This is a genomic window from Kitasatospora sp. NPDC002965, assembly GCF_040611255.1.
Taxonomy (GTDB): domain Bacteria; phylum Actinomycetota; class Actinomycetes; order Streptomycetales; family Streptomycetaceae; genus Kitasatospora.
Genome location: NZ_JBEXNT010000019.1, coordinates 25,703 through 38,991, shown reverse-complemented (window position 1 = coordinate 38,991; position 13,289 = coordinate 25,703). Strand labels below are relative to the sequence as shown.

At 75.0% G+C, this 13,289-nt stretch carries 16 protein-coding genes; 10 read left to right on the top strand and 6 right to left on the bottom strand.

The genetic code is table 11. From position 1 onward, the window contains the following. Positions 1 to 27: 27 nt before the first annotated feature. The 6 genes from ABZY91_RS11070 to ABZY91_RS11045 all read right to left on the bottom strand — a co-directional run bounded on the left by ABZY91_RS11070 (position 28) and on the right by ABZY91_RS11045 (position 5,552). On the bottom strand, positions 28 to 855 hold the full coding sequence (locus ABZY91_RS11070; RefSeq protein ID WP_355401550.1) for a hypothetical protein: 828 nt from the start codon (positions 853 to 855) through the stop codon (positions 28 to 30). Beyond that, a complete protein-coding gene (locus ABZY91_RS11065; RefSeq protein ID WP_355401548.1) occupies positions 852 to 2,012 on the bottom strand; it encodes a hypothetical protein in 1,161 nt (386 codons plus the stop codon). Before ABZY91_RS11065 ends, ABZY91_RS11070 begins: the two co-directional genes overlap by 4 nt. A 162-nt stretch (positions 2,013 to 2,174) precedes the next feature. Then, entirely contained in the window at positions 2,175 to 3,026 is an 852-nt protein-coding gene (locus ABZY91_RS11060) for a Crp/Fnr family transcriptional regulator (RefSeq protein ID WP_355401546.1), read from the bottom strand. A 215-nt stretch (positions 3,027 to 3,241) separates the two neighbouring features. Continuing rightward, complete coding sequence (locus ABZY91_RS11055; RefSeq protein WP_355401544.1) at positions 3,242 to 4,027, bottom strand: VOC family protein; 786 nt, start codon at positions 4,025 to 4,027, stop codon at positions 3,242 to 3,244. Positions 4,028 to 4,180: 153 nt separating this feature from the next. Then, entirely contained in the window at positions 4,181 to 4,819 is a 639-nt protein-coding gene (locus ABZY91_RS11050) for a TIGR03085 family metal-binding protein (RefSeq protein ID WP_329952059.1), read from the bottom strand. 49 nt (positions 4,820 to 4,868) lie between these two features. Then, positions 4,869 to 5,552, bottom strand: coding sequence for a hypothetical protein (locus ABZY91_RS11045; protein WP_355401542.1), 684 nt, complete (start codon positions 5,550 to 5,552; stop codon positions 4,869 to 4,871). A gap of 223 nt (positions 5,553 to 5,775) precedes the next feature. Here ABZY91_RS11045 and hisI point away from each other — a divergent pair, with 223 nt between their 5' ends. From hisI to trpA, 10 genes are all read left to right on the top strand, one after another. Continuing rightward, the gene (hisI, locus tag ABZY91_RS11040; protein WP_329882099.1) at positions 5,776 to 6,147 is read left to right on the top strand and encodes a phosphoribosyl-AMP cyclohydrolase; all 372 of its coding nucleotides are present in this window, start codon (positions 5,776 to 5,778) and stop codon (positions 6,145 to 6,147) included. Positions 6,148 to 6,183: 36 nt separating this feature from the next. Continuing rightward, a complete protein-coding gene (locus tag ABZY91_RS11035; RefSeq protein WP_329882098.1) occupies positions 6,184 to 7,704 on the top strand; it encodes an anthranilate synthase component I in 1,521 nt (506 codons plus the stop codon). A 19-nt stretch (positions 7,705 to 7,723) separates the two neighbouring features. Then, complete coding sequence (locus ABZY91_RS11030) at positions 7,724 to 8,287, top strand: Uma2 family endonuclease (RefSeq protein ID WP_355401540.1); 564 nt, start codon at positions 7,724 to 7,726, stop codon at positions 8,285 to 8,287. 32 nt (positions 8,288 to 8,319) lie between these two features. Beyond that, positions 8,320 to 8,946 (top strand): TIGR02234 family membrane protein, encoded by a 627-nt coding sequence (locus tag ABZY91_RS11025; protein ID WP_355401538.1) that lies wholly within the window; start codon positions 8,320 to 8,322, stop codon positions 8,944 to 8,946. Positions 8,947 to 9,091: 145 nt separating this feature from the next. Continuing rightward, the gene (locus ABZY91_RS11020) at positions 9,092 to 9,334 is read left to right on the top strand and encodes an HGxxPAAW family protein (protein ID WP_355401536.1); all 243 of its coding nucleotides are present in this window, start codon (positions 9,092 to 9,094) and stop codon (positions 9,332 to 9,334) included. 85 nt (positions 9,335 to 9,419) lie between these two features. After that, positions 9,420 to 9,869 (top strand): DUF2752 domain-containing protein, encoded by a 450-nt coding sequence (locus tag ABZY91_RS11015; protein ID WP_329882093.1) that lies wholly within the window; start codon positions 9,420 to 9,422, stop codon positions 9,867 to 9,869. A gap of 242 nt (positions 9,870 to 10,111) precedes the next feature. Then, entirely contained in the window at positions 10,112 to 10,918 is an 807-nt protein-coding gene (trpC, locus tag ABZY91_RS11010; RefSeq protein ID WP_329882092.1) for an indole-3-glycerol phosphate synthase TrpC, read from the top strand. Positions 10,919 to 10,928: 10 nt separating this feature from the next. After that, on the top strand, positions 10,929 to 11,078 hold the full coding sequence (locus ABZY91_RS11005) for a hypothetical protein (protein ID WP_167352964.1): 150 nt from the start codon (positions 10,929 to 10,931) through the stop codon (positions 11,076 to 11,078). 61 nt (positions 11,079 to 11,139) lie between these two features. Beyond that, positions 11,140 to 12,399, top strand: a complete 1,260-nt coding sequence (gene trpB / locus ABZY91_RS11000; protein WP_329882091.1) for a tryptophan synthase subunit beta — start codon at positions 11,140 to 11,142, stop codon at positions 12,397 to 12,399. 2 nt (positions 12,400 to 12,401) lie between these two features. Beyond that, entirely contained in the window at positions 12,402 to 13,211 is an 810-nt protein-coding gene (gene trpA / locus ABZY91_RS10995) for a tryptophan synthase subunit alpha (protein WP_329882090.1), read from the top strand. Positions 13,212 to 13,289 lie beyond the last annotated feature (78 nt).

The window sequence follows — 13,289 nt, the reverse complement described above, 5'->3', positions numbered from 1 at the left end:
CCGGGGTGCCGGGTGCCCGCCCCGGCGTCACTTCAGGGCGAGCAGCACCAGCAGGACGAGCACCAGCAGGCTCAGTGCTCCGATGACGGCGAGGGCGGGACGGCCGAATCCGCCCGGGACGCCTGGAGCCCCCGGCGTCCCGGCTGGCGCTACCGGTCCGGGGCCGCGAGCGACTCCAGGATCCCGCCGAGCAGGATCAGCCCCCGCCCCGCCGAGGTCAGGACCCGCGCGGTCCCGTGCAGCAGACCCGGCGGGATCGGGAGCGGGCGCGGGCCCGGTGGCCCCGCTCCGCCCCCCGGGTGGGAGAGGCACGTCGACGACGTGCAGGAGCTCCTTCGTCCGGCGCGGTTCCAGTTCGGTCAGCGGCAGCTCCTCGCCGCCCTCGGCCGGGTCGGCCGGGTCGGGGAGGTCGGTCGTGCCCGGGAGCGGATCCACGGGGCGGCGCGGGTTGTCGGCGAGGAAGTAGCTCCGGACCGAGCCCCGGACCAGCTCGTGCACCGCGTCGAAGTACGCGGCGGTGGGCCGGCCGGTGGGCCGTTCCAGGGTGACCACCCCCTCGACCAGGGGCGCGATCCGGCTGCCGCTGCGGGCGACCTCGCCCTCCTGGTCCACCTCCCGGGCGCTCAGCGGGACCATCCGGTAGAGCAGCCAGAAGCTTCCGCCGTCGGCGCCGACCAGCTGCACCAGGGAGGCGGAGCCGTTCAGGCTGCCGCCCGCGGTGCTGCTGAGGACGGACGCCTGGCGGCGTTCGACCAGGAAGTCCGGCGCGGCGGCGAGCCCGTAGCCGGTGGTCGGGGCGCAGACGATGGCGAACGGCCAGACCGTCTGGCGGCGGGTGCCGGCGGCGGCGCTCATGTCCGGGCCGTCCAGAGGTCGAGCCGGGAGCCGGGGTGCTCGTCCTCGAACTCCTCCAGCCGGGCCTGGAACGCCTTGGCGATGCGGACCAGTGCCTGCTGGTCGGTGGCGGCCTGCTCGACCGCCCGGCGCAGCTGGGCGGCACTCTCCTCGATCCGGCGGCCGTGGCGCCGCGCCTGCTCGTCGACGTACTCGGCGAGGGCGTCGACGACGACCTCGCCGGCGGTCTTCAGCAGCGGGTTCCTGGTGGCGCGGGTGGCGAGGAACGCCCGGACCAGCGGCATGCCGGCGCTGACCCGCCGGAAGATCCGCAGCAGGCCCTCGGAGTTCCCCGGCGCACGGACGGCGGGGTTCTCCCGGGCCCGGGTGTACTTCCTCAGCTCGGTCGTGAAGAGGTCCACCACGACGGCCATGAACGGCACCTCGACGTCGAGCGGGTCGGGCCGGGCGCCGGGCGTCTTGACCACGTGGCCGTTCTCGTCGAGGCGGGCGAAGCCGCGGCCCACCGAGCTGACGGGGATGAGCCGGATCACGCCGCCGTCGCCCTGCAGCGCGCGCCGGCCGTCGACGAAGAGCCGGAACTCCCGCGTCGCGCAGAGCCGGTCGGCCACCTGCTCCAGGGTGTGGCCGGCCGCCTCCAGCAGGTCCCACTTGGTCAGGACGAAGTGGACCACCGCGTCCTGGTTGGCACCGAGGTGGCTGAAGACGGGCCGGTACTCGCTGATCAGCCGGTTGTCGCCGGCCAGGAAGCGCAGAACCCTCTCGCCGTCCAGCAGGATCAGCAGGAAGGGCGAGGCGGTCATCAGCCGGTCGAGCTTCTCCAGCGACTCCGGGTACAGGTCCCCCTGGGTGAGGAGCTCGCCGCTGTAGTCGACGTAGGAGACGGCGAACGGGGTGAGCCGCCGCCGCGCCGGTGTGCTGACGGTGCAGGTGAAGTCCCAGACCGGGAAGTCCGCCGGGGTGGAGGGGATCGGCCAGTCGCCCGGGCCGACGACCTGCTCGTAGACGGCGTTGAGCTGCTGGGACTGGCCGAGCGGCAGGGTCACCGAGAAGCCGAGTTCGGGGTCCTGCTGGGAGAGCCTGGCGAAGAGACTGGCCAGGTACACGGTCTTGCCGGAGGATCGTGGACCCACCACGGTCACCGGGATCGAAGACATGAGCGCCCTTTCCGTACGAGCGGTCCGCACCACGGGCCCCACGGGCGGGCCCGGGGCGTAGTAGAGCGCGCCGGCGGCGGCCCGAACCCGTCGCAGGACGGGTTCGGGGGCTTCGCAAGGGTTCCGTGACCGGATCTCGGCCGGGCGGCGATCTTCTGCGGGTCAGCGGCCCGGTTCGCCCTCGGCGGCGACGGCGAGCAGCCCGGGCAGCGACAGGACGACGGTGCTGCGGCGGCCGAGCCGGAGCAGGCCGCGGTCGGCCAGCTCGTGCAGGGCGTGGTGGACCCGCCGCTCGCCGGCGCCGATCAGGGCGCCCAGCTCGACCTGGGTCAGCCGGGGGCGGATGGTGATCCCGCGCGGGCCGGCGCTGCCGTACCGCTGGGCGAGGTCGGCGAGGTCGTGGGCGAGCCGGTTGACGACCTGCTCGGAGGCGAGGCCGACCAGGCGGCGGGTGGCGGTGCGACTGCGGTTCACCAGGCAGCGGCTCAGCGCGATGCCGGCGACCGGGTGGGTGCCGAGCCAGTGCAGCCAGTCGGGTTGGGAGATCCGGCGGACGGTGACCGGACCGGCGGCGCTCACCGTGGCGGACCGGGGGCGGTCGTCGAGGGCGGCGGCCTCGCCGACGATGTCCCCGTACGCGCGGACGTCGAGCAGGACGGGCGTGCCGGCGGTGTCCTCGACGGTGGCCTTGGCGAAGCCGTCCAGCAGGAGCAGGACGAAGCGGCCGTGGTCCTGGTCGAGGATGAGGGTCTCGTCGTGGCCGTGGACGCGCCGGGTGCCCAGCCGGAGGATGTCCTGCTCGGCGGCGAGCGCGGCCGGTGACCCGTCGCGGCGCAGTTCGGCGAGGAGGGTGCCCTCGGGCCAGCCCCGGGCCGGCGGGCGTGCCGCCGGTGGCCGTACGGCCGGCGGGCCCGGCCGGGTGGTCGGGTCCGGCTGCCGGGGGTCCTGGCGGTGGGGGTTCGCGTGGTGGTGGTCCGGGTGGTGGTTCGGTGCTGTCGGCTGCGCCGGTCTCAACCCGTGGTCCTCCGCTGCACGGTGGATGGGCGGCGATCCCGCCGGGGGATCGGCCGTGGGGATGCCCTGGTGAGGCTAGCGCAGCGGCCGGGGTACGGGAAGGCCGCGCGCGGCCCCCGCTGAGGCGCCCTCGGTTCGTCAACTTCCTTGTCCTGTAACGGACATGGCGAACGAGGGGGGCGCCTCCGCGGGGTCGGGCGGGCCGGCCGGACCGGTCAGGACTCCTGCGGCGGCTCGCCCTTGATCAGCGCGAACGGGGCGCCGAACGGGTCGGCCAGCCAGGCCAGCACGCCGACGTCCGGGACGTGCTCCGGGCCCATCAGCACCGTGCCGCCGGCCGCGGTGGCCCGGGCGACCACCGCCGGCACGTCGGACGAACCGAAGTACGGGGTCCAGGCGGTCACCTGGTCCTCGCCCATCACCGGGGCGATGCCGCCGAAGGTGGCGTCCTGCTGGTCGCCGTCGGCGGTGGAGACCACCCGGTACGTACCGCCGGGGGAGGGGAGGTCGGCGTGGCGCCAGCCGAACACCCGCTCGTAGAAGGCGAACCCGGCGTCCACGTCGGTGGTGTGCAGCTCGGCCCAGATCAGCGCGCCGTCCTCGGAGACGACGTCCAGGCCGGTGACCGCGCCGGGCTGCCAGAGCGCGAACCGGGCGCCCTGCGGGTCGGTCAGCTGGGCCATCCGCCCGGCGTCCATCACGTCGAAGGGCGGTACGCGGACGGAGCCGCCGGCCTGCTCGACGGCCTTGGTGGCGGCGTCCGCGTCCGGCGTGCGCAGGTACGTCGTCCAGGCGGACTGCGCGCCCTCCTCGGTCAGCGGGCCGATGGCCGCGACCGTCCGGCCGTCCAGCTGGAGGAAGCCGTAGCCGCCGGCCTCCGGGCCGGCCGACCGGAAGGTCCAGCCGAACACCGAGCCGTAGAACGCGGCGGCGGCGGCCGGGTCCGGACTGCCGAGGTCGATCCAACAGGGGGAACCGGTGGGGAAGTCGGTGGTGAGCATGGTGTCGCGCTCCTTCGACGGGACGGGGCCGGGCAGCCCTCAGACGGCCGTGGAGGCGCCCCTCCCCGGCCCTCTGCGAGTCTGCACCCCGCCACTGACATCCGCAGCCGGGGCGGGCCCGGCCTGCGGCGACACCGGTTCGGCCGGCAGGTCCTACGGGAGCGGCAGGACGTGGCGGAGGGCCTCGACGGCGTCCGGCGGGCCGTCCACGGCCAGCTCGGCGCGGGCACCCCGGCCGAAGGCGAAGAGCAGCAGCTCGCCCGGCTCGCCGGTGATCCGCACGGTCGACGAACCGGACGGGCCGACGGTCGGGCCCGCGCCGTCCGGGCGGTGCAGCTCCAGCCGTACGGGGGAGCGGCGGCCGGCCTCCAGCCGGGCGATCAGCGGCAGCCGGCGCCAGAGCGCCTCCGTCCGGCCGGGCGGCACCGGCCGGCGCACGGGGTCGGCGCCGGCCCGCGCGACGTCCTCGGCGTGCACGAAGTACTCGACGGTGTTGGCCGCCTCGTCCGCGCCTGGCAGCGAGAACAGCGAGAACACCGGAGGGCCGGAGCGGAACAGCCGGATCAGCTCCTCGTACGGGCGGTCGGCGTACGCGTCCTGCACCCGTCGGGTCCGGCCGGCCAGCGGGCCGCCCCGGATGCCCGCCGCCGCGTCCGGCCGGCGCTCCCGGAGCACCAGGTGGGCGGCGAGGTCCCGGGTGGACCACCCGGCACAGAGGGTGGGCGCGTCCGGCCCGGCGGCGGCCAGCAGTTCGGCGAGGCGGTGACGCTCGGCGAGGGCGTGGTTCGACATGCCGCCCAGCCTAGTCAGATGACGTGCCCCGGGTGAGGGACCCGGGCACTCACGGGCGGAGGTTGCCGGTGAGCTTGGTGGAGTCGAGGCGGTTGCTCGCCGTCAGGGTGCAGGTGTAGTCCCGCCAGCCCTGCTGGTAGAAGGTCTTGGTCGGACCCACGGGGTAGCTGTAGTACGGGCCGCCGCCGCCCTGGCGGGCCTCGGCGGCGGCCTGCGCCTCCTTGCAGCCGTCCCGCATCGCGTTGGCGATCTGGTAGTCGCCGCTCAGACCCTCCGGGAGCAGCAGGTCGGCGATCGCCTCGCCGTCGTGCCGGCCCTCGCAGGGCCGTGCCTCCGGCTTGGTGATGGTCCTGCTGAGCTGCGGGTGGTCGAAGCAGGTGCCGACCGTGAAGAAGGTGTACGGGACCACCTTGGTGGGCGTCGGGGTCGGGGTCGGCGTGGGGGTCGGGGTGGGTGTGGGCGTGGGACTCGGGGAGGTCGTGGTGGGGGAGGGCGGGGGCGGCTGGGCGGCCGGCTTCTCCTCCGGCCAGAGCAGCACGGTGGCCACCACCGCGAGCAGGACGGCCAGCACCGCCACGACGGCGAGCAGCAGCCCCCGCGACGGCCCGGCGGCGGGCCCGGTGCCGGGACGGCCGGCCCCCGGTGCGCCGGCACCCGGCCGGTCGCGGCTCGAACGGTCGGTACTCGGACGGTCGGTGCCCGGGGGCTCGGCGGCGGGCGGCTCGGTGGTCATGGGCACGAGGATGGCCCAGAGCGGTGCCGGTCGGCAGCCGGTTGGCACAACTCGTCCGATCCGGGCCCGGACCTCGGGCGGCGTCCCGCGGACCGGGCCCGGGCCGGCCCGGTCGGCAGGGCGTTCCCCGGCCTCCGGGCGGACCGTCCGGGCCGGGCCCGCGGCGGCGGCCGGGATCCGGACGGCGGGCGTCGCGAGCGGACCGGACTGACACAATGGCCCCATGTCCACCACACCCGCCGCCCCCGGCTCCACCGCCCTCGCCCCCGAGATCGCCGCGCGCCTCAAGCGCACCGAGGACGGCCTGCTCCCGGCTGTCGCGCAGCAGTACGACACCGGCGAGGTGCTGATGCTCGGCTGGATGGACGACGAGGCGCTGCACCGCACCCTCACCACCGGCCGCTGCACCTACTGGAGCCGCAGCCGCCGCGAGTACTGGGTGAAGGGCGACACCTCCGGCCACGTCCAGCAGGTGAAGTCGGTCGCGCTGGACTGCGACGGCGACACCCTGCTGGTCAAGGTGGACCAGACCGGCGCGGCCTGCCACACCGGCGACCGCACCTGCTTCGACGCCGACGTGCTCCCCCTCGGCTGACCACCCCCACCCCACTTCCGTAAGGTGCCGCCCGCCATGGACCTCGAAGCCTTCCGCAAACTCGCCGTCGACACCCGGGTCATCCCGGTCACCCGCAGGCTCCTCGCGGACGGCCTCACCCCGATCGGTCTCTACCGCAGCCTGGCCGCCGAGCGCCCCGGCACCTTCCTGCTGGAGTCCGCGGAGCAGGGCCGCAGCTGGTCCCGCTACTCCTTCGTGGGCGTCCGCAGCGAGGCCGCGCTGACCGTCGGCCCGGACGGCGGGGCCCGCTGGCACGGCGCCCCGCCGGTCGGCATCCCCACCACCGGCGACCCGCTGGAGGTGCTGCGCGCCGCGCTGGAGACCCTGCACACCCCGCGCAGCGCCGACGACGGCCTCCCGCCGCTCACCGGCGGCCTGGTCGGCTACCTCGGCTACGACGTGGTCCGCCGGCTGGAGAAGCTCCCGGACCTCAACCCGGACGACCTGAAGCTCCCCGAGCTGACCATGCTGCTCGCCACCGACCTCGCCGTGCTCGACCACGCCGACGGCACGGTGCTGCTGATCGCCAACGCCGTCAACCACAACGACCTGGCCAGCGGCGTCGACGAGGCGTACGCGGACGCGGTCGCCCGGCTGGACGCCATGGAGACCGACCTGCTGAAGCCGGTCGACCCCGGCCTCGCCACCTTCACCCCGACCGGCCCCGGCGAGGTCCGCTCGCCGTTCGGCGGGGAGCCCTACCGGGCCGCGGTCGAGGAGATCAAGGAGCGGATCCGGGCCGGCGAGGCCTTCCAGGTCGTGCCCTCGCAGCGGTTCGAGGCGCCCTGCCCGGCCTCCGCGCTCGACGTCTACCGCGTCCTGCGCACCACCAACCCCAGCCCGTACATGTACCTGTTCCGGTTCCCCGGGCCGGACGGCGGCGCCGAGGGCGGCTTCGACGTGGTCGGCTCCAGCCCGGAGGCGCTGGTCAAGGTCACCGACGGCGAGGCGATGCTGCACCCGATCGCCGGCACCCGGCACCGCGGCGCCACCCCGCAGGAGGACAGCGACCTGGCCGCCGAGCTGCTCGCCGACCCCAAGGAGCGGGCCGAGCACCTGATGCTGGTCGACCTCGGCCGCAACGACCTCGGGCGGGTCTGCGAGCCGGGCAGCGTCGAGGTCGTCGACTTCATGCACATCGAGCGGTACAGCCACGTCATGCACATCGTCTCCACCGTGACCGGCCGGGTCGCCGAGGGTCGGACCGCCTTCGACGTGCTCACCGCCTGCTTCCCGGCCGGCACCCTCTCCGGGGCGCCCAAGCCGCGCGCGATGCGGATCATCGAGGAGCTGGAGCCCACCCGCCGCGGCCTGTACGGCGGCTGCGTCGGCTACCTGGACTTCGCCGGGGACTCCGACACCGCGATCGCGATCCGGACGGCGGTCCTGCGCGACGGCACCGCGTACGTCCAGGCCGGCGCCGGCGTGGTGGCCGACTCCGACCCGCACGGCGAGGACACCGAATGCCGCAACAAGGCCGCCGCCGTCCTGCGCGCGGTGGCCACGGCGAATACGCTGCGCACGCCGGCGGTGTGAGCCGCCGTAAGGAGCCGGGATGTCGCAGGACCAGGGTGCCGGATCGGCCTGGGACGTGCTGGAGGGCGTGAACCTCCCGCGCGGGTACCGGGTGGAGATCACGGACGGGAAGATCATCATGACGCCCCGGGGGGAGAGCCACCGGGCCGTCGTGCGCAGCGCGGCCGCGCAGCTGGAGCAGCAGCTCGCCGGCCGCGGCACCGTTCTCGCGGACGCCATGGTCGACTTCCCCTCGGCCCGCTCCGGCTACGCCCCCGACCTGGCGGTCGTCGCCCCCGGCGCCGAGCGCAACGGCCGCGGCCGGTTCGCGTGGCACGACCTCGAAGCGGTGATCGAGGTGGTGCCGCCGTCCGGCCGGGACCACGACCACGTGACGAAGGTGCGCACCTACGGCGGGTGCGGGATCCCGCTGTACGTCGTGGTGGACCAGGCCGAGGCGGTCTGCACGGTGCACAGTGCCCCGCAGCGCACCGGCGGCTACCGGGAGGCGGAGCGGGTGCCCTTCGGCAACGACGTGTTCCTGCCGTCGGCGGACCGGACCCTGGTGCTGTCGACCGACGACTTCCCGGTCGACCCGGCGTAGGTCCGGCGCGTGGTGTCAGGGATAGTGGACGGGTGAGCGTTCCTACCCAGTCCCGTACCGAGACCGAGCCCGTCCCCGCGAAGGGCGGCGCCGGGCGGCGGACGCTCGGCCTGATGCTGCTGCTGACCGCGCTGGGCGCGGTCCTGGTGCTGACCGCCGCCGGCCGCGTCTGGGCCGAGGGCCTGGCCGGCACCCTGGAGGTCTCCGTCACCGGCGGGAGGATCTCCGAACTGCCCGCCGGGCTGGCGCTGGTGGCGCTGGCGGCTGCGGTCGCGGTGTTCGCGGTGCGCGGCGCCGGGCGGCTCGCGGTGGGGGCCCTGACCCTGCTGGCCGGGCTCGGCGCGGCGGCGGCCGCGGTGGCGGGCGCCGGGGACACCGCGGCGCTGGACGGTGAGGCGGCCCGCAAGCTCGCCCTGACCGGCTCCGCCGCGACCGGGGTCGGGCACACCGGATGGCCGTGGGTGGCGCTGGCCGGCGGGCTGCTGCTGGCACTGGCCGGGCTGCTCACCCTCCGGTTCGGGCGCGGCTGGCCGGCCATGGGCAGCCGTTACGAGGCCCCGACCGGGAAGGCGCCGGTGTCGCGGAAGAGCGCGGCCGCGGAGAGCCCGGCCGACCTGTGGAAGGCGCTGGACCGGGGCGAGGACCCGACCGCCGGCTGACCGGCCGGCGCACGGCGCGCGCTGTGACGCGATAGACCCTCCACCCCCTTTGGGGCACCCGTGTGTGGCCCGGCACAATGGAACCGTCAACCCGCCAGGGGCCCGCAGGCCCGGCCGGGACCCGAGAGCCTAGGAGCACCATCAGATGGCAGCAGCAGCACACGGTCACACCCTCGCCGCCTGGACCGGCGTGACCATCTCCTTCATCGGTTTCGGCATCGCGGGCGTCGCCATGATCCTGCCGTCGGTGCTGCTGGTCTGGGCCGGCCTGGCGGTCGTCCTGCTCGGTGCCGTGGTGGGCAAGGCCATGGCGATGGCGGGCATGGGCCAGCAGCCCAGCACCAACGTGTACACCCCCGAGGAGCAGGCCGCGCTGGTCGCTGCCTGAGGAACTCCCGGTACTGCGTGAACGGCGGGCGCCACGCCCGCCGTTTCGTTTCTGGCGGGACGCCCGGGCGGGCACAATCGTGGGCGTGAACGCCGCTCCCACCGCTTCCGCCGCCACCGCCCGGTCGTCCGGGCCGCGCCGGCTGGTGCCGCCGCTGACCGCCCTGGTCGCGGTGGCCGTCCCCACCGGGTACGTCGCCGCGGTCGACCCGAACGCCCCCGGGCACTACCCGGACTGTCCGTTCCTCGCGGCCACCGGCTGGTGGTGTCCCGGCTGCGGCGGGTTGCGCTGCGTCCACGCGCTGGCCCACGGGGACCTGAGCGGCGCGCTGCACGACAACGCGGTGGCGGTGCTGCTCTTCGCCGTGCTGGCGGTGCTCTGGCTGCGGTGGATCTGGTCGGCGGCGCGCGGTGTGCCGGTGCCCCGGCTCGCGCTCGGGGCGCGGCGCTGGGTGCTGGTGGGGCTGCTGGTGCTGGTCTTCACGGTGGTGCGCAACCTGCCGATCGGCGCGGGGCTGGCCCCGCCGCTGGTCTGAGGACCCCGCGCCGGTCCCGGCCGGTCCCGAGCCGGTCCGGGCCGTCCGGGGCGCGGCGAGCGGGGGTGGAGGAGCCGTGAAACCGCAGCTCGGAGGGGGCCCGGAGGCGTCCGCTCCGCGAGACGCGCGCTGGGCGGATGCGCTGGGCGCCCCCCCTTGCCGATACCATCGAAGGGCCGGAGGCCCACTGGCCGTCCGGCTCCTCGCTAGCAGAACTAGCAGACATGATGGGGGCGCTTGGCGTGAGTGTGCTCGACTCGATCATCGAAGGGGTCCGTGAGGACCTCGCCGAGCGGCAGGCCCGAGTGTCGCTGGACGAGCTCAAGGAGCTCGCCGCCAAGGCCCCGGACGCCAAGGACGGCGTGGCCGCGCTCAAGGGCGACGGCGTACGGGTGATCTGCGAGGTCAAGCGCTCCAGCCCGTCCAAGGGCGCCCTGGCCGCGATCGCGGACCCGGCCGCCCTGGCCGCCGACTACGCGGCCGGCGGCGCCGCCGCGATCAGCGTGCTGACCGAGCAGCGCCGCTTCGGCGGGTCGCTGGCCGACCTGGACGCCGTCCGCGCCGCGGTGGACACCCCGCTGCTCCGCAAGGACTTCATCGTCACCGCCTACCAGCTGTGGGAGGCCCGCGCGCACGGCGCCGACCTCGCGCTGCTGATCGTCGCGGCCCTCGACCAGCCGGCCCTGGTGTCGCTGATCGAGCGTGCCGAGTCGATCGGCCTCACCCCGCTGGTCGAGGTGCACGACGAGGAGGAGATCGCGCGCGCGGTGGACGCCGGCGCACGGATCATCGGCGTCAACGCCCGCAACCTGAAGACCCTCGAAGTGGACCGGAACACCTTCGGCAACGTCGTCCACGCCATCCCGGACAACGTCGTCAAGATCGCCGAGTCCGGCGTGCGCGGCCCGCTGGACGTGATCTCCTACGCCAACCTGGGCGCCGACGCGGTGCTGGTCGGCGAGTCCCTGGTGACGGGCAAGGACCCGCGCGCCGCCGTGGCCGACCTGGTCGCGGCCGGTGCCCACCCCGCGATCCGCCACAAGGACTGATCCCGCCGCCATGAAGATCGCCACCCGTCTCGCCCCCGGCTGCCGCCCGCGCGGCTGCCGCGCGCCCGCACGCCGGGTGCTGGGCAGGCGGGTGCGGTACGTCATCGGCTGCGAGCCCGGGCAGGTGCCGGGACGGCGATGGCGCGGGACGCACGGCTGACCAGCCGTTCCGACGTCCCTCTCGTCATCGTCATCTTCCCGAGTTCCCGAAGGACTTCACCATGTCCGACAAGTCCGCCAAGGACTACCTGCCCGGCGCCGAGGTGCCGGACGCACGCGGCTACTTCGGCGCGTACGGGGGCCGCTTCATCCCGGAGGCCCTCGTCGCCGCCGTGGAGCAGGTCGCCGAGGAGTACGAGAAGGCGAAGGCCGATCCGGCCTTCACCGCCGAGCTCGACGCGCTGCTCAAGGACTACACCGGCCGGCCGAGCCCGCTGACCGACGTCCACCGCTTCTCCGCCGAGGCGGGGGGCGCGCGCGTCCTGCTGAAGCGCGAGGACCTCAACCACACCGGCTCGCACAAGATCAACAACGTGCTGGGCCAGGCGCTGCTCACCCGCCGGATGGGCAAGACCCGGATCATCGCCGAGACCGGCGCCGGGCAGCACGGCGTGGCCACCGCCACCGCCTGCGCGCTGTTCGGCTTCGACTGCACCATCTACATGGGCGAGGTGGACACCCAGCGCCAGGCGCTCAACGTCGCCCGGATGCGGATGCTCGGTGCCGAGGTGGTGTCCGTCACCTCCGGCAGCCGCACCCTCAAGGACGCCATCAACGAGGCGTTCCGCGACTGGGTCGCCAACGTCGACTCCACCCACTACCTGTTCGGCACCGTCGCCGGGCCGCACCCCTTCCCGATGATGGTCCGGGACTTCCACCGGGTGATCGGCATCGAGGCGCGGCAGCAGGTCCTGGACCGGACCGGACGGCTGCCCGACGCCGTCGTCGCCTGCGTCGGCGGCGGCTCCAACGCGATGGGCATCTTCCACGAGTTCATCCCGGACGCGGGCGTGCGCCTGATCGGCTGCGAGGCGGCCGGCGAGGGCGCCGAGACCCCGAAGCACGCCGCCACCCTCACCAAGGGCGACCCGGGCGTGCTGCACGGCTCCCGCACCTACGTCCTCCAGGACGAGGACGGCCAGACCATCGAGTCCCACTCGATCTCGGCCGGCCTCGACTACCCGGGCGTCGGCCCGGAGCACGCCTGGCTGAAGGACACCGGCCGGGCCGAGTACCGGCCGGTCACCGACGACGCCGCCATGCAGGCGCTGCGGCTGCTGTCCCGCACCGAGGGCATCATCCCGGCCATCGAGAGCGCGCACGCGTTGGCCGGCGCCCTGGAGCTGGGCCGCGAGCTCGGGCCCGAGGCCACGATCCTGGTCTCGCTCTCCGGGCGCGGCGACAAGGACATGCACACCGCGGCCGAGTACTTCGGCCTGTACGACGAGCCGGGCGCCGGCTCCGCCCACGGGGGTAAGTGATCATGGCTTCGAAGCTCAGTGGCATCCTGGCCGCGGCCAAGGCGGAGAACCGCGCGGCGCTGATCGGCTACCTGCCGGCCGGCTTCCCGAGCGTGGACGGCGGGGTGCGCGCGGTCAACGCGCTGATCGAGGGCGGCTGCGACGTCGTCGAGATCGGCCTGCCGCACTCCGACCCGGTCCTGGACGGTCCGACCATCCAGACGGCCGACGACATCGCGCTGCGCGGCGGCGTCCGGATCAAGGACGTGCTGCGGACGGTGCAGGAGGTCGCGGCCGCGCACCCCGGGGCGGCGGTGCTGGTCATGACCTACTGGAACCCGGTGGAGCGGTACGGGACCGCGCGGTTCGCCGCCGACCTGGCCGCGGCCGGCGGGGTGGGCTGCATCCTGCCGGACCTTCCGGTGGAGGAGTCCGAGGAGTGGCGCAAGGCGGCGGACGAGCACGGTCTGGACACCGTGTTCGTGGTCGCGCCGAGCAGCAGGGACAAGCGGCTGGCCGAGGTCACGGCGGCCGGCAGCGGCTTCGTGTACGCGGCCGCGGTGATGGGCGTGACCGGCAGCCGGGCCCAGGTCGGCGACCTGGCCGAGGACCTGGTCGCCCGGACCAGGGCCACCACCGAGCTGCCGGTCTGCGTCGGCCTCGGGGTGTCGACCCGTGAGCAGGCCGCGCAGGTGGCCGGGTTCGCGGACGGTGTGATCGTCGGATCGGCGTTCGTGCAGCGGATCCTGGACGCGGACGGGGACGAGCGGGCCGGCCTGGCCGCCGTGCGCGCCCTCGCCGGTGAGCTGGCGGAGGGCGTCCGCCGGCGCTGACCCGCAGGACCGACGGCCCGCCGCCCCGCATTCCGGGGGCGGCGGGCCGTCGGCGTTCCCGGTCCCGGCGGGGACGAC